The 20,871-nt window shown below is 50.9% G+C and carries 15 protein-coding genes and 1 pseudogene; 8 read left to right on the top strand and 8 right to left on the bottom strand.

The window, feature by feature from the left end; translation table 11 throughout:
• Positions 1-90: 90 nt before the first annotated feature.
• Positions 91-327 (bottom strand): heavy-metal-associated domain-containing protein, encoded by a 237-nt coding sequence (locus I0P70_RS00530; RefSeq protein ID WP_196114283.1) that lies wholly within the window; start codon positions 325-327, stop codon positions 91-93.
• 717 nt (positions 328-1,044) lie between these two features.
• On the bottom strand, positions 1,045-1,404 hold the full coding sequence (locus tag I0P70_RS00525; protein ID WP_230391911.1) for a metal-sensitive transcriptional regulator: 360 nt from the start codon (positions 1,402-1,404) through the stop codon (positions 1,045-1,047).
• A gap of 653 nt (positions 1,405-2,057) precedes the next feature.
• Here I0P70_RS00525 and I0P70_RS00520 point away from each other — a divergent pair.
• Positions 2,058-2,213 (top strand): hypothetical protein, encoded by a 156-nt coding sequence (locus I0P70_RS00520; protein ID WP_196114281.1) that lies wholly within the window; start codon positions 2,058-2,060, stop codon positions 2,211-2,213.
• A 149-nt stretch (positions 2,214-2,362) separates the two neighbouring features.
• Here I0P70_RS00520 and I0P70_RS00515 read toward each other — a convergent pair whose 3' ends face one another.
• The 6 genes from I0P70_RS00515 to I0P70_RS00490 form a co-directional block, all read right to left on the bottom strand.
• The gene (locus I0P70_RS00515; protein WP_196114280.1) at positions 2,363-3,238 is read right to left on the bottom strand and encodes a helix-turn-helix transcriptional regulator; all 876 of its coding nucleotides are present in this window, start codon (positions 3,236-3,238) and stop codon (positions 2,363-2,365) included.
• A gap of 188 nt (positions 3,239-3,426) precedes the next feature.
• Positions 3,427-3,717, bottom strand: coding sequence for a DUF983 domain-containing protein (locus I0P70_RS00510; protein WP_230391910.1), 291 nt, complete (start codon positions 3,715-3,717; stop codon positions 3,427-3,429).
• A 564-nt stretch (positions 3,718-4,281) separates the two neighbouring features.
• The gene (locus I0P70_RS00505) at positions 4,282-5,388 is read right to left on the bottom strand and encodes an efflux RND transporter periplasmic adaptor subunit (RefSeq protein WP_196114278.1); all 1,107 of its coding nucleotides are present in this window, start codon (positions 5,386-5,388) and stop codon (positions 4,282-4,284) included.
• Between the two features lie 25 nt (positions 5,389-5,413).
• Positions 5,414-8,572: an efflux RND transporter permease subunit gene (locus I0P70_RS00500; RefSeq protein ID WP_196114277.1), complete on the bottom strand. Its 3,159-nt coding sequence runs from the start codon at positions 8,570-8,572 to the stop codon at positions 5,414-5,416.
• Positions 8,573-8,575: 3 nt separating this feature from the next.
• Positions 8,576-9,970, bottom strand: a complete 1,395-nt coding sequence (locus tag I0P70_RS00495) for a TolC family protein (RefSeq protein ID WP_196114276.1) — start codon at positions 9,968-9,970, stop codon at positions 8,576-8,578.
• A gap of 208 nt (positions 9,971-10,178) precedes the next feature.
• Positions 10,179-10,544, bottom strand: a complete 366-nt coding sequence (locus I0P70_RS00490) for a hypothetical protein (protein WP_196114275.1) — start codon at positions 10,542-10,544, stop codon at positions 10,179-10,181.
• Between the two features lie 1,259 nt (positions 10,545-11,803).
• On the opposite strand from I0P70_RS00490, the gene I0P70_RS00485 reads away from it, so the two are divergent.
• The 7 genes and pseudogenes from I0P70_RS00485 (at position 11,804) to I0P70_RS00450 (ending at position 20,829) form a co-directional block, all read left to right on the top strand.
• A complete protein-coding gene (locus I0P70_RS00485) occupies positions 11,804-12,238 on the top strand; it encodes a hypothetical protein (RefSeq protein ID WP_196114274.1) in 435 nt (144 codons plus the stop codon).
• 154 nt (positions 12,239-12,392) lie between these two features.
• Positions 12,393-15,599 (top strand): annotated as a pseudogene (locus I0P70_RS21545) (efflux RND transporter permease subunit).
• On the top strand, positions 15,586-16,845 hold the full coding sequence (locus I0P70_RS00470) for a TolC family protein (protein ID WP_196114272.1): 1,260 nt from the start codon (positions 15,586-15,588) through the stop codon (positions 16,843-16,845). Before I0P70_RS21545 ends, I0P70_RS00470 begins: the two are co-directional and overlap by 14 nt.
• 79 nt (positions 16,846-16,924) lie before the next feature.
• Positions 16,925-18,241 (top strand): efflux RND transporter periplasmic adaptor subunit, encoded by a 1,317-nt coding sequence (locus I0P70_RS00465; protein WP_196114271.1) that lies wholly within the window; start codon positions 16,925-16,927, stop codon positions 18,239-18,241.
• Positions 18,242-18,249: 8 nt separating this feature from the next.
• Complete coding sequence (locus tag I0P70_RS00460; protein ID WP_196114270.1) at positions 18,250-19,449, top strand: efflux RND transporter periplasmic adaptor subunit; 1,200 nt, start codon at positions 18,250-18,252, stop codon at positions 19,447-19,449.
• A 151-nt stretch (positions 19,450-19,600) separates the two neighbouring features.
• Positions 19,601-20,074 carry a hypothetical protein gene (locus I0P70_RS00455; protein WP_196114269.1) on the top strand — a complete coding sequence of 158 codons (474 nt, stop codon included), beginning with the start codon at positions 19,601-19,603 and terminating at the stop codon, positions 20,072-20,074.
• 125 nt (positions 20,075-20,199) lie between these two features.
• On the top strand, positions 20,200-20,829 hold the full coding sequence (locus I0P70_RS00450; RefSeq protein WP_188501701.1) for a DUF3347 domain-containing protein: 630 nt from the start codon (positions 20,200-20,202) through the stop codon (positions 20,827-20,829).
• Positions 20,830-20,871: the final 42 nt, after the last annotated feature.

Raw genomic sequence — 20,871 nt, 5'->3', positions numbered from 1 at the left:
GATCCTTTGCCTTAAAGAAGGCAGGTCATTGCAGCACTGTGTGAAGCATTTTGTTTGCCAGGTTCCCTGTTCCCATGATGGGCTCTACGCTTAGTCTTTCTTCGTGCTGAAGCCCCTTGCCTCAATGAGACGGACGATCTGTTCTGCTGAGATTTTCCTTTTATCAAACACGATGTCAGAAGTGCTCACATTGAAGGTGGTCTTACTTTTCACGATTCCCTCCTGCTGCTTTAGCATCCTGTCAATGCCATCGGCGCATCCTGCCTGGCAGCTCATTCCCTCCACTCTCAGGTGAAGGCTTGTCATATTTTCCTCTGTCTTCTCCATTTTGTCTGTTTTTTTCTTTTCATGTGATTGCGCGTTTGCCTCAGTTTTCAGAAACAGGATGCTCCAACATATCAGGAAGAGGAACCCTCCATTTCTTATAGTCGCCCTCATGGTTAAATCGATAAAATATAATTCTTGCTTTCTCTAGTGTAGGAAAGGTACAACCGTGGAGAGGGGGGTAGACAAAAAGAATTTTAAAATTTTCTTGGGAAGGAAGAAGAATAAAAAGAAAGGAGAAACCAAACCTACTTTGTAGAAGCAACTAGAGTACGCAGACGGGCTTCACTTTCTTTACCTGTTCTGGAAGAGAGAAATTTATAGGAAAGCAACCAGGGGAAACAGACTTACCTACAGAAACGGGGCAAGGCCAGTTTTGAACTCTGGGAAAAACAGGCATATAGATGGCTGTAGCCCCACCAGCTCAAGTATAGAGGAGCTATACCGGGACTATTGTAGTTAGGCACTTATCGAAAGGGCAAGAAGCATCCTCCGCCAGCTCAATCTTCTCGCAGGTCCTGCTGGCATAGTTGCAGGTTGTCAGCATTATAGATGAACAGCGTGATCAGGCCATCGGCGAGGGCGCAAAGCAAGCGTATGGAGCTTTGCATGCTCTGACTAAATTTCACCTTCAATAATGCGCGGAGGTTTTCACAGAGCAGATTTAGGTTTAGGCAACAAGAATAAAGAACAAAAGCCACCTTCCCTGCGCCCAATTAGTTAACCTTTGTTGCCTGCCTTGAGGTATTCCTGGAGCCATTGGGTGAGCTTTTCTATTTCCTCTATCTTACTTACCAGCTCCTCCAGTTCAAGCCCCGGGAACTCCTTCCGGAGTGCCTCAATCTTCTCTTCATTGCCGCAATCGCCCGGGCAGGAATTCCGTGCATTCACGATTTGGATCGCCAATGTCTTCCGGTATACCTCATCCAGCAACAAATGGTGCGCCTTCTGTAGTCCACTCTCCACCGACTTCATCTGCAGGAGTATGTCTTTGGGTGATCTATCCTCATCCATCATCCTAACAATTCCATCAATGTGGCCACTCAAGCCCTTCAATCTGTTCTTAATATCTCTGGTCAAATCTTTAGGTATCATTACGTTCTTTATTCTGAGGATCAAATCTTCACTACGCCATTACCATTATTACCCCACTTGGTGAGCAATCTCTGCATATTCTTAAATTGAAGTACGTATCGCATACAGAAGCAGCGCGTCTTAATATAGAGACTCAGCTATCCATACTTGTCAATGCAAACAACCTGCAAGCATGTGCCAAACCTTCAGCATCTACTGTGTATCCCTATTATTGGTATACATCTAAAGCAGCCACCGCCTCGTAATTACGGTACACGTGCAGGCTTTGGCCATGACAATAGTGTCCAAACACAGCCTGGGGCACATTTTCATAACCGGTTCGCTCATGTGCCCATCAAAGCAAACCCGGCTCGCCCTGACGGCACTGTAACACGATTTGATACTTGGCGGCATCTATTAACTGACTTTCTTCACAACTTTTCAATTGTACAATAACAGGCTCTACTGGCAGGGCTGCAAGACCAGATTTCGACTATCATTGCCTTGTTTACTCACCTGAGCAAGTTAACAGGCTTAGAGGGGGGTACACAAACAAAGGATTATTCTACACTGTCCTTTTTGAAGTCAGCACAAATTATCTGTTTTAAACAGTAATTACAAAAGAGTTAGTATTTAGGCTTTTGGCCCCAAAATGAAAGGTGAGACGGTTTTGGCAGGCAGGCAACAGCAAGCTGCTCCGGAAGTTCAACATCGCCTATGACCAAAGCCTGGAGGGTATCGTGGAAACGATCGTGCTGACAGCCGTTGACGCCCAGTACGCAGGCTATATTACCATTGCCGACCAAATCAAATGAAAAAATGGGTACGTCCTGTGTGATTTCACAGGATTGTCAGTCTTCCTTACAAAAAATGCTGGTTACCTGGTCTACATAAAGCCTTTAAAGTTGCTGAGGGAAACTTTTTAGTAAAAGACCACAAGTAATAAATCTCGCTCAAGTGCTGTTTAGCTGTGCTTTTCCCTGAACTCCTCAGGCGTAATCCCTCCATACTTTTTAAAGAACTTCGTAAAGTATGAATTGTCATTAAACCCGAGTTGGAAGGCTACCTCAGAGATGGTAAGATCAAAATCGATCAGCCGCCGCTTTGCCTCCAGCAGCACCCTCTCCCTTATCACTTCACCTGCGGGTTTACCCAGAATGTCTTTACTTAAGGCGTTCAAGTGGTTAGGAGTAATGTAAAGCAAAGTCGCATAGTCTCTGGGAAGCCTGAGGCGGTGAAAATGTTGCTCCACCAGGTTCTGAAAATTCCGAATAAGGATTACTTTGGAGCCGGTCACCTTCTGTTCTGGCCTACTGCCCAGATGCTTGTTTATAGTAAGGAAAATCTGCAGCAGCAGAACCCGTATCATGTCCCTGTTGACACGGTGCTTTAGCTGTGCTTCCTCTATAATTGACTCAAACACAGCGGTGATTTCCTGCCGGAGATTTTCAGGCAGAGTAATAATGGACCCATCCACTATACCTGATAGGAAAGAAAACTGTTTGAGGTACTCCGGCGAGAGTAAAAAAGAGTGGAAAAAACTACTGGAGAAGTTTATGATATAGCCATCAGTATCTCCCGTAAGGTCCCAGGAATGCACCTGCCCCGGCACCATAAAATACATTTGCGAGGGCGAAACTGTGCATTTTACAAAGTCTATCTCGTAGGTTCCCTCTCCCTTGGTAAAGAGCACCAGGTGATAGAAGGAATGGCGATGAGGAAATTTTAAATTTGGATGGGTTACAAGGTAATGGCTTAGCCTGCTTACCAAAATATCATGCTGCTCTGGTTTATTCGAAGAGAGTGAGCAAATATCATATACCGGTATGGATGTAGACATAAGAAAGACGCGTAGTAAGTATATCACAGAGGGTTAGGTGGACAGAGTTTCCATGCATAACTTGATCATGTAATTCGTGTTGGGTGTTACCGTGGGAAGAGACTACACCCCCTGTTATGGACCTTGTTCACTCACTATGAACAAGGTCCATTATAGTTTAAAATCGTGAATATTTGAATAAGCAAATCCTATGAGTATGTCTTCCTAGAGATCTCGCTGCAAGGGCCCTCATACCTGATAAATATATTGATCCACACCACCCGGGACAGACGGAAAATAACTGGCAGTAATGCCACCACCGTCACCAGCACAATCCCGATCATCATCGCCATGGTCACCTCTTCTACAAACTGATAGAGCAAAAACAAGGATACTAAAAATATTGCTACGTTGAAGGCAAAGCTTACATACATCGTCCCGTAGTAATAGCCTACTTCCGGTTCAAAAACCTGTCCGCAACAAGGGCATGTTTTGTGCATCTCTGCAAACTTAGTAGTGTACAAGGTTCCCTTCGGAAACACACTGTCTTCCCGGCACCTGGGGCATTTCACAGTTAAAATGCTATACAGGAGGGAATTTCGCTGACCCATGATCGCTGTTTCATTAATTATATCGCTCTACAAAGATACGAACACGTTCTACCTACCTTACGGCACAAAAAGTCCAATTGACTGGACTTCTGTGCTCTTCGACCACAAATTCTACCATCCGAGAGATGGTAACACCTGACAAAGGAAAAAATCACAGGCATTGCCCACTTGACACTATAGCCTGATAATCTTCTTTGAATGAGAAAACGAGGATAGGATAAAACCAGTGTCATGCAAACCCGGAATCAGTAACAACTACCATTACCATCCTCTGGCTTGATTGAGTACCTTAATAGGTTACACAAGAGCTTTAAGAAATTGTCCGTACTCGAGGATCAAAAATATAGGGCTCCCAAAAGGAGCCCCATATCAACACAAACTAAACATTAACCAATTTTTTGAAGCGCCAGGGCACAGCAAAAACAAGATAGTCAGACGCTATACCTTGACTTCTCAATTCATCACAACAGCACCTTCCTCTATTTGCGGGGTTGCTTTGCTGATCAGACTGTCTCCAGTTTTCAATTCGCCGAATACTTCAACTTTCCCATCGAATTTCCGGCCTCTTCGCACAGGCAATCTTGTCACTTTGTTTGACACCACCTTCAGCACGTAAATGCCTTCATCAGAGTCAACGAGTGCCATTTCAGGAACAACAAATGTGCTATCCTTGAGTGAAAGTAGAATCTTTACATCGGCTACCATTCTCGGCAACAGCGTTCTGTCAGGGTTTGGGATATCCAACTCTATACGCTCTGAGCGCAGCTTGGCATCTAGGGCTCCCGCCTGCCGTTTGATTACGCCGCTATAGGAGGCTTGTGGTTGCGACCTAACAGTAAAGCTTACCGGATTTGTAGTATTTAGGTATGGCAGATGGGCTTCGGGAACTGATACGATCAGGCGTAGTTTTTTTTGCTCCTGCAGCGTAACCAAGGGCAGTGCTGACCCCTTGCCGGATGGCCCCACATAAGCGCCCACATCCACATGGCGGGCAGTGATGACGCCACTGAACGGCGCACGCAGTTCCAAATATCCCGCCATCACCTTCACCTCCTCCAGCGAAGCTTTGGCAGCTTCCAGCTGTGCCAGGTCCGAATTTTTCCGGGCCGTGATCTGGTCGAGTGCGTCCTGGGCAACGGCGCCTTCTGTTTTACTTGCCTCCACTATCCGGTCATAGCTTGCCCTGGTGGCAATATAGTTGGCCTCTAAAGATTTTATTTTGGATCTGGCAGCGGCTAGCTGGGAGCTGATCTCGGGTGCTTCCAGTATCATCAGTACTTCTCCCGCTTTCACTTCAGAGCCTATGTCTACCTTCAAAACTTTTACAAAACTGTTCACCTTCGCATAGATATCTACCTCCTGGTTGGCAACAAGTTCTCCCGGCACCGACAGGGTAGTTGTCAATTTATCTTTTGTCACCGCGAAGGTTTCCATCTTGGGAGCCATCATGGGCTCCTCTGACTTTTTCTCTGCTACCTCTGTGGGCGTACAGCTGCTGATCAACAGCACCAAGGAAGTGCTGTAGAACGCAAGGGATGAAATAAACCGAATATTTTTCATTTTCTTAAAATCTGTGAGTTAGAAACTAAACCGTTTGAAGCACATACTGCTTGCTCTCTTCATCCTCCGGATCCAGCGACACGGAATCTGTTGAAGAGTTCCCCTGTACCCAGGCAAAAACCAATGGAAGGAAAATCAGCACCGCAAAAGTGGAAGCGACAAGCCCTCCGATAACTGCTCTGCCCAGTGGAGCTATCAGGTCACCGCCTTCTCCATACCCGATGGCTATCGGCAGCATACCGGCCACCATGGCCAGGCTGGTCATGATGATGGGCCTTAAGCGTAGGAAAGCGGCTTCTTTCGCTGCTGCCAGGGCATCTCCGCCGTTAGACTTGCGAAGCTCTTCCGCATTACTCACCAGCAGCAGGGCATTCGCCAGGGAAACCCCAATGGACATGATGATCCCCATGTAGGACTGCAGGTTAAGCGTAGAGCCTGTCAGCAGCAGAAGCCCCAGCGCCCCGAATAGCACGGTAGGCACACTCGTCAGGATAACCAAAGGCACTTTGAGGGACTGGAAGTTGGCCGCCAGTAGCAGGAACACGACCACAATCGCGACGAGCAAGCCGTTCTGCAGGCTGTTGGTCGTTTCCGTCAGGACGTTGGATGTCCCGATCAGGCTTACCGTCAGACCCCTCGGCAGTTCTCCCAGCGCTGCGATGGCCGCCTGCACGTCTTTGGTAGCCGTGCCCAGGTCCATTTTGTGCAGGTTGGCCGTCACCGTAATAAAACCCATCGTGCCCAGGTTGGCGCTTTCGCCATAGGTTGTGTCAGGCGTAATGGTAGCCACATCACTCAGAACAGGTCGCGAGGAATTTTTCAGCACCGGAATGTTCTCCAGGTCCTCCTTGCTGTTCATCTTGTTGAGCGGCGTCTGTACCTGCACGTCATAGGCGATACCCATCATGCCGTTATCGATCCACATGTTTTTGCTGGTATACCGCGACGATGCCGTTGAGGCGATGAGCGACCTGGAAATATCACGCACATCCACGCCAAGCTGCGCTGCCCGCTGGCGGTCAATCTCAATATTGAGCGTCGGGTACTTTTGAGACTGTGCGATTTGCTGGTCACGCAGGTAATCGATTTCGTTGAGCTTAGCGAGCAGCTTCTTCGCATACATGGCGTTCTGCATCTTATTCATCCCCGAAAAGCGAACCTCTATCGGTGTGGGCGATCCCTGGCTCAGCACTTTGTCAATCAGCTCAATGGGTTCAAAGGAGAGTCTTACATCCGGCATCACCTCCTTGATACGGCCGCGTATCTGATCCTTCACATCTGCTATGTTGCCATTAAAGTCATTCAACGCCACTTGCATCAGGGCTTCGTGCGGGCCGGAGTTATAGAGGTAAATCGGGCTCACGGCAAAGGTAGAGGGGTGCTGCCCGATGAACACGGACGATATGGCAACCTTCTCTTTTCCTACGATTCCCTCAATCTCACTTAACACTGTTTTTACCCTGTCTTCTGTCCGGTCAATGCGCGTGCCATCCGGAGCGCGAAGCCGGATCTGGAACTGGCTCGAATTAACGGCTGGCAGTACATCGCTCCCTATATTGGCGAAAAACAGCACGACCAAGCCGGAGGCAATTACCAGGTAAGCTGCGACGATAGGTTTGCGGTGCGGCAGGATTCGGTTCAGGAAGTTCGTAAAGCCATCGCGGAACCTCTCAAACCTGCCTTCTTTTTTAGCTTCTGCATCATGGTTATGTCCTTTCATCAGCCAGTTAGCCATGACAGGCACAAAGGTCTGGGAGAGCAGGAACGAGATGATCATGGAGAAACCAATTGCCAGGGCCAAAGGCTTAAACAGCGCACCCGGTATACCGGCCATCATGAACGCAGGCGCGAACACAGCCAATATAACCAATAGAATCATCAGCTTCGGGAAAGCGATCTCCTTACAGGCTTCCCAGATGGCCTGGGCCTTGGTTTTGCGCATGGCCAGGTGCCGGTGAATGTTTTCAATCGTTACCGTACTCTCGTCCACCAGAATACCAACAGCCAGCGCCAATCCGCTCAACGACATGATGTTGATGGTCTGCCCGAAGAGCTTCAGAAACAGCACCCCTGAGATAATGGAAATCGGAATGGTCAGGACTACGATAAGGGCTGCCCGACGGTCTCCCAGGAACAGCAGCACCATCAGGCCCGTGAGTACGGCTCCCAGCACCCCTTCCGTTATCAGGCTCTTCACGGCGTTGATCACATAAACCGACTGGTCAAACTCATAGGATATCTTTACATCCTCGGGCAGGTTCCTCTGAATCTCAGGAAGCTTTTGCTTTAGGTTCTTCACCACCTCCCAGGTGGAGGCATCCCCGGATTTGGCGATGTTGATGTACACGGACCGCTCCCCATTGATAAGGGCGTAGCTCGTCGTGATATCGGCGCCGTCCTTGATGGTAGCCACATCCCGCAAGTATAGGTTCTCCACGCTGCCCTTAAACAACGGGATCTCGCCAAACTCCTCCAGTGTCTTGATGACATTGTTAGTCGGGGTCAGGTAGTTGATGTCGCCGATGGTGGCGTTGCCTGAAGGAGCCGTGATGTTGTTGTTGCTGATCGCCTCCACAATCTGGTCAGGCGTCAGGTTATGGGCGCGGATCAGCTCCGGGTCGATGTTGATCTCTATCGTGCGCGGGCTTCCTCCGAATGGCGGTGCCGTTTGGATACCCGGGATAGAAATTAGAAATGGCCGGGCCGCAAAGTTGGCCACATCCTGCAACTGGTTGTTGTTCTTGACCGGACTGGTGAAGACCAGCTGCCCCACCGGCTGCGAAGAGGCATCGAAACGGATGATGAAGGGCGGCGGCGCACCCGGCGGCAGGAACACCTGCGACCTGTTGGAGAGGGCATTTATCTCGGCAACGGCAGAGGCCATGTTCGTATTCTCATGAAAGGTAACCTTCATCAGGGTCAGGCCCTGCGAGTTCTTTGATTGGATGTCCTTGATGCCGTTGGTGAACAGGAGCATGTTCACGTACATTTTTGTGAAGTAGGACTCCATCTGTTTGGGCGTATACCCATAAAAGGAATGGGCGATGTAAACCACAGGCATCTTCATTTCCGGCAGCAGGTCCACTTTCACATCGCGGGTAGCCTGTACCCCGAAGAAAAGCAGGCCCACCACCATCACCAGCACGGAGATGGGTTTACGTAAGGCGCTTCGTATTAAATTCATTTCTTATTCAGCTTTAACTTCGTCCATGAAAAGATTAAAATCACCGGTAGCGGCAGCTTTCAGCAAAAGAGACTGCCAGACATTGGCATAGGCAATCTCGTTTTCTGCCTCTGCCCGGCTAAGCGTGTAGAGGGATTGTGTCACGTCTACAATAGTTGTCAGGCCATTCTTATAGAGGGCAGTGTGCTGTCGGTAAGCGTCAGAAGCGGCTTTTACCTGCACCGGTGCCTCCCGGTAACTTTCCAGGGCATTGGCTATCTTGGCATCAGCCAGCCTGGCCTGTGCCTCCAGTTCCTGGTAAGCCACCTCATATTCGTCCTTCAGGGCCTGGGACCGCAGCTCCTGTGACTTGATTCTGGAGTTGAGGCGGGAGATGGAGGTCAGGTTCCAGTGCAAACCGACACCGGCCAGGTAATTGCCACGACCAATGCCAACTCCGTCGAAATAGTTGCTTGAGAAGGCGGACTGATCTTGCGGATAAATGGATTGGAACCCGGTGCCTCTGCCCTGCACAATACCGAACAAGGAAAAGGTCGGGTAGGCCATTTTGCGGTACAGCTTTGCTTCGGCATCGCTCCTGGCGATGCGGCTTAACTGGAACTGTAGCGCCGGATGCGTTTCCTCAACTGGAGAAGGTTCTGTGAGTAGTGCGACAGGAATGCTAGTAACGAACGTCGAATCCAGCGTAAACTCGGCATAAGGCACGCCCATCAGCACAGCCAGGGTTTTGGACTTTTCCAGTTCCATATCCCGTGCTTTCAGCTGCTCAATCCGGGCATTGGAGACTTCCGCGTTGGCCAGGGAAGAATCGACGCCTGCGATCAATCCGCTCCTGGCTAATACAGCCGCAGTGGATTTAAATACCTGCGCCCGCTTGAGGTTCTCCGCTTTGGTATAGGCTATCCTTTGGGCCGTGAGCAGGTTGAGGTAAGCAGCAGCTACTTTCACTTGATGCTCAAACTGCTCCTGTTCCAACGCCTGCTGGCTTACAGCCGCTTCAGACTGCGCTACTTTGATTGAGCTTTTTACCCGCCCGAAACTGAAGAAATCCCAGTTGACGTTTGCCAGGTATAGCGCGCCGAAGGCGGCGTTCCAATCCTGCTCGGGGAGCGGCAGCGCGGTGGAAGCAACGCCTAGTCCACCAAACCCATATAAGGGACCATGCTGGCCATTTATTGTTCCGTAGCTTTGCTGGCCCGAGAGCCTGACATCGGGCAGGTAATCCTTTTTCCGCTCCTGGACGGTTGCCTCTGATGCTTGCTGGTATTTTTCTTTGGCTTTTATCGAGCCATAGTTATTCAATGCCCTATCGACTGCATCCTGCAGCGTCAGCGTCTGGGAAAACGCCGGAACGGACAGCAGGAGGCAGAGTAAGAGCGTCATACGTTCTACTCGCATTGGTTAAAAAAATAAGGTTGGATTTACTGCTTCACCCTGGCACACATGGGCATGAGAAGAGCAGCCGGTTAATGGCCATTAACGATAGTCCTAGTGCACAAACTAGAGCAAGTATGGGCACAGGTTTTTAAGCTATGGTAGCTTTCAAAGTGTATCGGTAATGGCTAAGCCTGCAGAATCGAGGCTTTGGTTTAAGAAGGGGAATGATCTAAATTCTGAAAACGCAGTTTTTGATGTAGAGTGCAACCTTACCTGCCAGAGGTGGTCCGTTGCTTTTGGGGTACTCTACTACTATCGATGATACGGAAGAGGGAACATCCTGTGTTGGATACGAGAGAATAGCAGCCAGATAAACAGGCTTTGAAATACTTGTAACTAAGTCGTCGTGCTGGCTGTCGGCCTTCAGCTGCTGCTGGGAATACTTACAGCATTCTTTCTCAGGCTTGCCAGTAGGGCACTCTGTGGCACAGCTTTCTTTCTCCGACCATACGTTGACATCTACCACTTGCCCCTTGCAGAACTGCAATTGGAAGGCCGCCCCGCTGGAAGCCGTGACGTAGAGGATACTAAACAATATGGTTAAAAAGCTATTCACAATTTATAGGGAAAGAACTCGACAATAGACTCCAATCAACCGTTCACAACTGTCATAAATCTCCAGGCTGAGCCTGGCATTGCCCATTCTTGGGACAAAGATAAGGCATATACCTGCAGCCACCATGGTGTAGTTTACTGTTTGTGTTGTAGTCTTTACCGGTGAGCTTTAAAACTTAAACCGTAGTGTTGTCTTTATAACATTCAAGAAGAAGCTACTGCATAAGTAGCTTCTTCTTGAATGTTAGCGTTACTTACAATCTCATGTTCATTACAAGAGTTGTCTCTAATACTTACGATCGCTGGCATTGTTTTTCTTTGGTCCACTTCTGGACTACAACACTAAAGAGCTTGTGCCTTAAAACCGGCCTCCTCTACCGTAACAATGATTTGACTGGCAGAGAGAATCCGTTTTCACGGTTAACACTTTATTATCCACGCTCCACTCGTTGTCTTTGAGCACAGGGGTTATTTTTGAAACACAGCCTCCGCAATTGATATTGGATTTAAACTGTAGCTGCTTCATCCTTTTGTATAGCTAGCTTTCTTACTTTATTTTTATCACTACAAAAACAGCACCTGCCTGAGGGTGGTCTGTTACACAATCCTTCTTATTTTTAACATATTTATCTTGCACCTCTATATTTTCTGCGCCTTTAGCTGCAAACTGTTGGTCATCACTGACGCAGACCTCAATATCATGGCTACTCCTACTACCATCGGATTTAGCAGGAAGCCTTGTAGCGGGTGAGTACCCCAGCCCTGATGGAAATGCCTATTAGATTGTGGATGAAGGCCCGGAACAGGTTCTGCCTGATCATCCGCACTGTATGCCTCCAAGAAAGATTCTGCACTCCGGGAAATTGTATCTTCGTCCTTCCCAGGCTGTTATGCAATTTAAGCTGAGTGCTGCAAGTTTTACAGGATGGTTGTTAAAGGTTTGGTTTCAGTCGGAATGAGTTTTCCCACAATAAGCCAGAAGGATTCCATCTACCAACGTATCATAGAGATACAACACACAGTAGAGTACATAATCTTCAAGCAGTATTAAACAAAAGGGAGAAGCTAAGCATTTTTCTGTTTTTTGAAACCTCACACTGGTTCTTATTTAAATTGTGATCCGTTGGCACCATCATACGCCTGATGGGTTGTTTCGCAAAGAATTTATAAAACATTCCGCTATTTATGTAACAAACTCTGTTACATATGCTTTATCTTTGCAAAAGTTTAAGTCACACTATGAAGCTGATCCGTCACCTGATCCTACTTGTCCTGACCTTCGTGGTGCTTGTCTCTTCGACCGGCATCTCGGTGGGCATGCATTTGTGTGAGGGTGAGTTAGAGGATCTTTCCTTTTTCGGAGCCAAGGCAGATTGCCCGATGGAACAGCAGCAACAAAAACTGCCATCCTGCCATAACGTGCCTGGCTCAGACGATTCTGCATCCGCCTGCTGCGATGACCACACGCTCCACCTGGAGCAAGCTGATGCCGCCTCAGATTCCAACGCACAGCTGCTTACCAAAGCCTTAGACCTGAAATTTGTAGCCGCTTTTAAAGTGGTTATACTTCAGCTATTTGCTCCTGAAGCAGAACAAGCGTCTACCTACGCGCTGTATAAATCCCCCCCGATTGCCCGCGACATCCCGGTGCTGGTGCAATCTTTCCTGCTATAACCTTTCAGGCTCCTGTGATGCCACGCTTTGGCTGGCGCAGCCGTGTCTTCTCATGAAGGACCGGACTGGTCTTCCTATGTGCTTTGGCCTCACCTCCTACTTGCCACAACCCGGTGGCTGCTCAAATTCCTGTTAAGGTTTATTTTCTACTTACATGATTGCGAAATTAATATCTCTTTCGCTCCGTAACCGCTATATCGTCCTGCTCATTTCAGCGGTACTATTCGGATGGGGCTTGTATTCCGTGCAGACAAACAAGGTGGATGCCATCCCCGATTTGTCTGAAAACCAGGTGATCGTTTTTACCGAATGGATGGGCCGTAGCCCACAGATCATCGAAGACCAGATCACCTACCCGCTTGTTACCAACCTGCAGGGTTTGCCCCAGGTAAAGTATGTACGGGGCAGCTCCATGTTCGGCATGAGCTTTATTTACGTCATCTTTGAAGACGAAACAGATGTGTACTGGGCAAGGACCCGCGTGCTGGAACGCCTTAACTCTGTTGGCAACATGCTGCCGGAAGACGTCACCCCTACTCTGGGCCCGGACGGTACCGGCGTGGGCCATATCCTGTGGTACACCCTGGACGCCCCGGGCATGGACCTGGGGGAGCAACGCGCCGTACAGGATTGGTATGTGAAGTTTGCGCTGCAGAATGTGAAAGGCGTCAGCGAGGTGGCCTCCTTTGGTGGTTTCCAGAGGCAATACCAGATCACGCTGGATCCTAATAAACTTACCTACTATAAACTCTCGGTGCCGCAGGTTATCCAGGCCATCCGCGCCAATAATAACGAAGCCGGTGGCCGTAAGTTCGAACTATCCGACATCGGCTATATCATCAAAACCACAGGCTATTTACAATCTACAGAAGAGATCCAGAACCTTGCCATCGCCACCAACAACTCTATACCGGTGCGGGTGCGTGATGTGGCCTCGGTGCAGATGACGGGGGAAAGCCGCCTGGGCATTTTCGACGTGAACGGCGAGGGCGAAGCGGTGGGCGGCATTGTGGTGATGCGCTACGGCGAAAATGCCGAAGAAGTGATCGACCTCGTGAAAGTGAAGATGGAAGAGGTCGCCAAAGGCCTCCCCGAGGGCGTGAAGTTCAACATCGTTTACGACCGCAGCGGCCTGATCAACGAATCGGTGGACTCTATCAAAAAGACCCTGATCGAAGAGATGCTGGTAGCCTCCGTGATTGTGTTTCTGTTCCTCTTCCACTGGCGCAGTGCACTGGTCATCATGATTCAGCTGCCCCTGTCAGTCGCCATTGGCTTTATACTGCTCAACGCCTTCGGTATCTCTTCCAATATCATGTCGCTTACCGGCATTGCCCTTTCCATCGGTGTGATCGTGGACGATGCGATTGTGATGGTAGAAAACTCCTACCGCCATCTGGCTGACGCGAGCAAGGGCAAACCATGGGAGGATTAACTGTAGTCTTTCAAGAAGAAACTCAACATGAAATTATCAAAAGAAGATAGAATCCGGATCATCGAGAAGGCTGCCAAGCAGGTGGGGCCCAGCGTGTTCTGGAGTACCGTAATCGTCATCACCTCTTTCCTGCCGGTATTCCTGCTCACCGGCCAGGAAGGCAAGCTGTTCGGCCCGCTGGCCTGGACAAAAACATTTATCCTCATCGTGGACGCCATCATAGCCATCACGCTGACACCAGTGCTCATCTCCTTTTTCCTGAAAGGGAAGTTTAAAGAAGAAAGCGCCAACCCGATCAACAGGGCGTTGGAATGGGTGTACGGACCGGTGCTGAAGTGGTGCCTGAAGTGGCGTAAAACCACCATCGGGGTCAACATCCTGGCCTTGTTGGTTTCCATCCCCATGCTCATGAGCCTGGGCACCGAGTTTATGCCGCCGCTGGACGAAGGCTCTATCCTGTTCATGCCGGTAACACTGCCTGACATTTCCAACGCTGAGGCCAAGCGCATCCTGCAGGTGCAGGACAAGATCATCAAATCGGTGCCTGAAGTGGAGAGTGTGTTGGGCAAAGCGGGCCGCGCCAGTACGGCCACCGACAACTCCCCGATCAGCATGATTGAAACGATCATTATGCTCAAACCACGGTCGGAATGGCGCGAAGGCATCACCAAACAGGATATCATACGGGAACTCGACAGCAAGCTACAGATCCCGGGTGTGGTGAATGGGTGGACCATGCCCATTATTAACCGCATCAACATGCTGGCTACCGGCATCCGTACCGACGTGGGCGTGAAAGTGTATGGCCAGAACCTGGACTCCATCGCTTCGGTTTCGGAAAAAGTGCGGGCTGCCTTGCGTGATGTCGAAGGCGTAAGTGACCTGTTCGTAGAGCCGATCACAGGCGGCAAATACCTGGAAATAGACATCAATCGGGAAGCCCTCAGCCGCTATGGCCTGACCGTAGACGATGTGAACATGATCGTGGAGTCTGCCTTGGGTGGCGCACCAATAGATAATACCATTGAAGGGCGCAAGCGCTTCTCCATTAACGTGCGCCTGGCACAGGAGTACCGCAACAGCGTGGAGCGGATTGAGCGCATCCCCATCCAGACGGCTTCGGCAGGTTCCATTCCGCTTTCTTCGGTTGCCACGGTGCGTTTCACCGAAGGGCCTCCTATGATCAATTCCGAGAATGCGCAGCTGCGCGGGGCCGTGCTCTTCAACGTGCGCGACCGCGACCTGGGCAGCACTGTGAAGGAAGCCATTGAGAAGTTAAATACAGAAGTGACCGGTCTGCCCAACGGCTATTACCTGGAGTGGAGCGGGCAGTGGGAAAACCAGGTGCGCGCCAACCAGACCCTGCAAATCATACTTCCGCTGGTGGTTCTTATCATCTTCTTTATTTTATACTTCTCTTTCAACTCCTTGAAAGAAGCCTTTTTCAGCCTGATCACCATCCCGTTTGCCCTGATCGGCGGGGTATTCATTGTCTACTTCTACGGTGTGAACTTATCGGTAGCAGTGGCAGTAGGCTTTATCGCCTTGTTTGGTATGGCCATTGAAACGGGTATGCTGATGGTGGTGTACCTGAACGAGGCGATGCATGAGCTGGTGGCACTGAAAGGCAACAGCAGCGAGACGATTACCAAGCAGGACATCCGGGACTACGTGTTCAAAGGAGCGGTAAAGCGCCTTCGTCCCAAGATCATGACCGTGTCGGTATCACTGTTTGGCCTGATACCGGTACTTTGGGCAACTGGTGTGGGCACTGACGTCATGCTCCCGATCGTGCTGCCGCTGATCGGAGGGGTTCTTACCTCTTCTATCCACATCCTGCTGGTAACCCCGGTGGTGTTTGAAATGACGAAAGAGTATGAGTTAAAGAAACACGGCAAATTAGAGATATACGATGTTAAGCATTAATAAAATAAATTGGTTGTTTGTGTTTGTGTTGCTGGCTGGCACCCCGGTGCTGGCCCAGCAGCAACACACCATCAACTTAGACAGCGTACTGCAGCGCATCAGCAACAATAATCCGATGCTGCAACAGTACAACTATAAGGCAAAAGCGATGGATGCCTACGCTGAAGGCGCAAAGAGCTGGATGGCGCCCATGGTAGGCGGTGGTGTGTTCATGGCCCCCTACCCAGGGGCCGAGATCATGGATGAGCGTGATAAAGGCGCCTGGATGATATCGGCAGAGCAGGACATACCCAACCCGGTAAAGCTTCGCGCCAAGGAGAAATACATGAAGTCAAGAGCAGGCGTCGAGCAGGCGGCGAAGGATGTGACCTTCAACGAGCTCCGGGCGCAGGCCAAAACGGCTTACTACAACTGGGTGGTGCTGGAAAAACAGCTGGATGTTCTCAAAGACAACGAGCGGATCATGGAATACATGCTGAAGCTGGCCCGTATCCGCTACCCCTACAGCCAGGGCAAGCTGGGTGGTGTTTACAAAGCCGAAGCCAGGCTGCACGAGGTAAAGAACATGCAGGTAATGACGGCTTCGCAGATCGAGCAGCAGAACGTGCAGCTCAACATCCTGATGAACTTGCCCAAAGACCAGAAGTATAAAATCGATACCACCGTAGCCGTACCTGCACCGGCTGTCCCCGCCATTGATACGAGCTACCTGAGCGGCGCCCGCAGCGACATCCGCCAGCTCGACCGAACCATCCAGTCGATGCAACTGAACGTGGAGATGGAAAAGAAAGAACGCCTGCCGGATTTCAGCCTGCGCTTCGACCACATGTACCCGCGCGACAACATGATGCCGCAGCAGTACACGGCCATGGGCATGGTCTCGATCCCGATCGCCCCCTGGTCGTCGAAGATGTACAAGGCCAACACCAAGGCCATGAACCTGGAAATACAGGCCATGCAGCGTGAGCGGGAAGCCATGCTCAACGAGGCGCAAGGGATGGCGCGAACCATGGCCCTGGAGCTGAATACGATGCGGGAGCAGGTTGAAAATTACAACAGCAGGATCCTCCCGGCGCTGAAGAAGAACTACGATGTGACCCTGCTGGCCTATGAGCAGAACAGTGAGGAGCTGCCCTTGGTGATCGATGCCTGGGAAGCCCTCAACATGGCGCAGATGGAGTCTCTCAAGCTGCTGCAGTCGCTCTACCAGATGTCGGTAAGCTATGAAAAAGAAATAGAGAAATAAATTGCGGTCGAGTGACTGGGCAAAGGATTTGATTCAAACCTTGACACACAGCCACTCGATCACTCACTCAAAATCAAACATGAGACGATATTTGAACATACTCTTCCTGTTGACAGCGCTGCTGGTAGCTGCCTGCTCGGTGGAGGAAAAAACACATGCACAGGGCGAAACGGAGTATACCTGCCCGATGCACCCGCAGATTGTGCAGAACAAGCCCGGCACCTGCCCTGTCTGCGGTATGGATTTAGTCCCCAAAACCGTACATGGCGAAGGCGTTGAAATTACCGAAGACCTGGCGTTTCTGCTGAAACCGACGACTGGCACGGTGGTAGCCAGTATCACCACGACAAAGCCCGCGCAAAAGGCGACACAGACCACCGTGCAGCTGGACGGCATCATCACCTATGATCCGCGGCGCGTTTACACAGTCCCTGCCCGCGTGGCCGGCCGCATCGAAAAGCTGTTTGTCAAATACAATTTCCAGCCGATCCGCAAGGGGCAGAAGCTGATGGAGGTGTACAGCCCGGACCTGATCACGGCGCAGCGCGAACTGCTCTACCTGGTGAAGGCTTCACCTGAAGATCAGCAGTTGATTTCATCCGCCCGGCAAAAACTGCAGTACCTCGGGGCCACCGACGAGCAGATAAACCGCCTTATCCGCAACGGCGAAGAGAGCTATACCTTCACGCTCTACAGCCCCTATGACGGTTACGTAATTGATCTCAATACCGCTTCTCCGGCCGCTTCTACCGGTATGGCCGCAGCTACTCCTGCAGCCGGCTCCGGTGGCGGCATGGACGCCATGGGCGGAGGCGGCGCTGCAACCCCAACACCTCCTTCCGGGGCTTCAACTAATCCAGCCGGACAGGCTATCCAGTTGCGCGAAGGTATGTATGTGAGCGTAGGGCAGCCGCTGGTGCAGGTGGTGAATGCCGAGCAACTGTGGGCCGAGTTTAATGTGCCTGCCGGCGAGCTACAAGCCCTGTCAAAAGGTACGCCGGTGAAGATCTCTTTCCCACAAATCCCAGGTGAGCAGCTTGATGGCAAGGTGGATTTCTTTCAGCCGTTCTTCGACGAGGGGGAAAGCTTTGCCAAAGTGCGGGTATACCTGCCCGGTAATGCAAAACTGGCAATGGCAGGGCAACTGGTGACCGCAACAGCCCGTGTCGACACGGCCCCTGCTCTCTGGGTACCTCAGGCGGCGGTGCTGGACATCGGCACCAAAACGGTGGCCTTCCGGAAAATGAACGGTGTCTTCGAACCGGTTACAGTGACCACCGGCGCTCGCGCAGGCCATGAGATCCAGATCACGGCTGGCTTGGAGCAAACCGATGTGATCGCCACCAACGCCCAGTTCCTGGTCGACAGTGAAAGCTTTATCAAGGTTAATAATTAAAGAGACCCATGAGACGATATTTGAACATACTCTTCCTGCTGACAGCTATACTTGTAGCTGCCTGTTCGGTGGAGGAAAAAACGCATGCTGATGGCGAATCAGCAACCTATACCTGCCCGATGCACCCGCAGATCGTTCAGAACGAGCCCGGTACCTGCCCTATCTGCTTCATGGACCTGGTGCCGGTGTCACAGACGGGTAAGGAAAACGGGGAACTGATGCTGAGCCAAAGCCAGATTGCCCTGGGCAACATCAAAACCAAACGCATCAAGTTTGGCTCCGTGGGGAGCAACGCGATCCTTACCGGCAAACTGGTGCTCGACGAAACGCAGACCGATGTGGTGAGCAGCCGCGCCGCCGGCCGCATCGAGAAGCTATACCTGAAAGAAAGCGGCCAGCCTATAAAAAAAGGACAGCCGCTTTACGAGCTGTACTCGGAAGAGCTGCTGACGCTGCAACGCGAATACCTGCTGGCGCTCCGGCAAAACCAGGAGCTGGGGCAAGAAAACCCGCGTTTCACTTCCTTTCTGGAAGCTGCCAAAAAGAAGCTCCTGCTATACGGACTGACAGAGGCGCAAATTCAACGTCTGGCTAGTTCCGGGCAGGTGAGCCCGCGTATCACGTTTGTCGCCCCCGTTAGCGGTGTGGTGACCGAAGTCGCAGCAGCCGAAGGCCAGTACGTGGCTGAGGGAGGGATTCTGTACCGCCTGGGCAGGCTCGACAAAATCTGGGTAGAAGCCGAAGTGTATCCCCAGGAGCTTGCCCGTGTAAATGAAGGCGATGCATTGAAAGTCGCGGTCGAAGGCTTCAGTCAAACGCCCGTCTCCGCAACAGTGACCTTCATCAGTCCGGAGTTCAAGGCAGGTAGCCAGGTGGCCACCCTTCGCGCCGAACTCCCTAACCCCAACCAGCAATACCTGCCGGGCATGCAGGCAAGCGTTATCCTGCGCAACCCGAACGGCAAGTCCCTTACCCTGCCAACCGATGCGGTGCTCCGGGACAGCAAAGGCAGCCATGTGTGGGTGCAGTCGGGCAAGGATACCTTCAAAGCTCAAATGGTAAAACTGGGAGCAGCGAGCGCCGACAGCGTGGCCATTCTTTCCGGCTTAAAGGAAAACGACAGGGTCGTGGTGAGCGGGGCCTACCTTCTGTACAGCGAGTTTGTTTTGAAGCAAGGGGCTGACCCGATGGCCGGCCATCAGCACTAAGTATACGATGAAGGAATGTTGCAGAACCGGCGATGAGCAAGCGCCTGAAAAAAAGAACAGCTGGCCGAAGCGGCTGCTCTACCTGGCTCTACTGCTGGCCCTCGGGCTGGTGTTATTTGAACAGTTTACAACTTAATTTATTTCCTTGTCCATGAAAAAGAACCTGCTGTATACCGCAGCCTTGTCAGCAATCCTACTGGCATCGTGCACTTCAGAAAAGACCGCCGAGACCCAGGCTGCCGCCGCGGCCCAAACAACTGCAGCGGCACCCGTCCCCCACGCAAACCACATGGCGATTGCCACTCCCCAAACACAGGCTGATCCTTCCGCGGAAGACCTGATGACCAGGGAGGGCCTGCCTAAAGACCTGGTTTGTATGGTCAACAACGCCTATATGGGTAAAAAGCAGTTCCCTGTACCATTCGAAAACAAAATGTACTACGGCTGTTGCGAAATGTGCGTAAACACCATCCAGCAGCAGCGGAAAGTACGCCATGCCGTTGATCCGGTAACCGGGGAGGAGGTGGACAAGTCGCTGGCCTTCATCGCCCTGAAACCCGGCGGTGCCAACGGCGATGTGCTCTACTTTGCCTCTGAAGAAAATTACCGGAAGTACATGCAGTAACATGGAAGTAAAAGGAGAATACCGGAACAGGTTGTAACGTTCTGCTCACTGTTTGTCTCACTGCTTTCTTTAAGTCCAGTTGAATTTAAATTAAATCCTTACATAAACAATTAACCAAACCAACGATGAAACAACCCCTAATCGCCGCCGCCCTGGCAGCATTTCTGTTTACCTCCTGTTCAGAGGCTAAACAAGAAACCTCTGCAACCGAAACAGAAAGCCACGAACACCATGAAGGCATGGCACATGGTGATGAAATGCCTGCCAGTAACTCACTAGTAGTAGAGGCTCCGGACTACACAGCTGTAGCAGCACCTGTAAAAGAGCAAATTGCTGCAGTGTTGGACAGCTTCCTGAAGCTGAAAGACAACCTGGTTGCTTCTGATGCTCAGCAAGCGCAGGATGAAGCCAAAACGCTGCTGGCTGCAGCTGAAAAAGTAGATGCGGCAGGACTGGCAGGAGAACAAAAAGCCTTTGTGGAAGAAAGAATAGCAGAGGTCAAACAAAGCGCTTCCAAAATGGCAGAGGCAGCTGATCTGGCGGTGCAGCGTGGCCAGTTAGAGTTGCTTTCTGAAGCTAGTTTTGCCCTGACCAAAGCCTTTGGTGCTTCCACCGCTACTTTATTCTACCAGCACTGCCCCATGGCCAACAACAACCAAGGCGCCTACTGGCTGAGCGCTGATGGGGAAATCCGTAACCCATACTTTGGCGAGAGCATGCTAGAATGCGGTAGCATCGAGGAAGTGTTCAACTAAAACCATTCATGCGTGGGTCAAACTGTGGCTCACGCATGACTT

Source organism: Pontibacter sp. FD36, from assembly GCF_015686655.1.
Lineage (GTDB): Bacteria > Bacteroidota > Bacteroidia > Cytophagales > Hymenobacteraceae > Pontibacter.
The sequence above is the reverse complement of the archived record's forward strand: the minus strand, read 5'-3'. Positions and strand labels throughout refer to the sequence as shown.

Coding starts and splice junctions, on each gene's coding strand:
- I0P70_RS00530 (WP_196114283.1), bottom strand. CDS start 327: ATGGAGAAGACAGAGGAAAATATGACAAGCCTTCACCTGAGAGTGGAG.
- I0P70_RS00515 (WP_196114280.1), bottom strand. CDS start 3,238: ATGTCTACATCCATACCGGTATATGATATTTGCTCACTCTCTTCGAAT.
- I0P70_RS00510 (WP_230391910.1), bottom strand. CDS start 3,717: ATGCACAAAACATGCCCTTGTTGCGGACAGGTTTTTGAACCGGAAGTA.
- I0P70_RS00505 (WP_196114278.1), bottom strand. CDS start 5,388: ATGAAAAATATTCGGTTTATTTCATCCCTTGCGTTCTACAGCACTTCC.
- I0P70_RS00500 (WP_196114277.1), bottom strand. CDS start 8,572: ATGAATTTAATACGAAGCGCCTTACGTAAACCCATCTCCGTGCTGGTG.
- I0P70_RS00495 (WP_196114276.1), bottom strand. CDS start 9,970: ATGCGAGTAGAACGTATGACGCTCTTACTCTGCCTCCTGCTGTCCGTT.
- I0P70_RS00485 (WP_196114274.1), top strand. CDS start 11,804: ATGAAGCTGATCCGTCACCTGATCCTACTTGTCCTGACCTTCGTGGTG.
- I0P70_RS00470 (WP_196114272.1), top strand. CDS start 15,586: ATGTTAAGCATTAATAAAATAAATTGGTTGTTTGTGTTTGTGTTGCTG.
- I0P70_RS00465 (WP_196114271.1), top strand. CDS start 16,925: ATGAGACGATATTTGAACATACTCTTCCTGTTGACAGCGCTGCTGGTA.
- I0P70_RS00460 (WP_196114270.1), top strand. CDS start 18,250: ATGAGACGATATTTGAACATACTCTTCCTGCTGACAGCTATACTTGTA.
- I0P70_RS00455 (WP_196114269.1), top strand. CDS start 19,601: ATGAAAAAGAACCTGCTGTATACCGCAGCCTTGTCAGCAATCCTACTG.
- I0P70_RS00450 (WP_188501701.1), top strand. CDS start 20,200: ATGAAACAACCCCTAATCGCCGCCGCCCTGGCAGCATTTCTGTTTACC.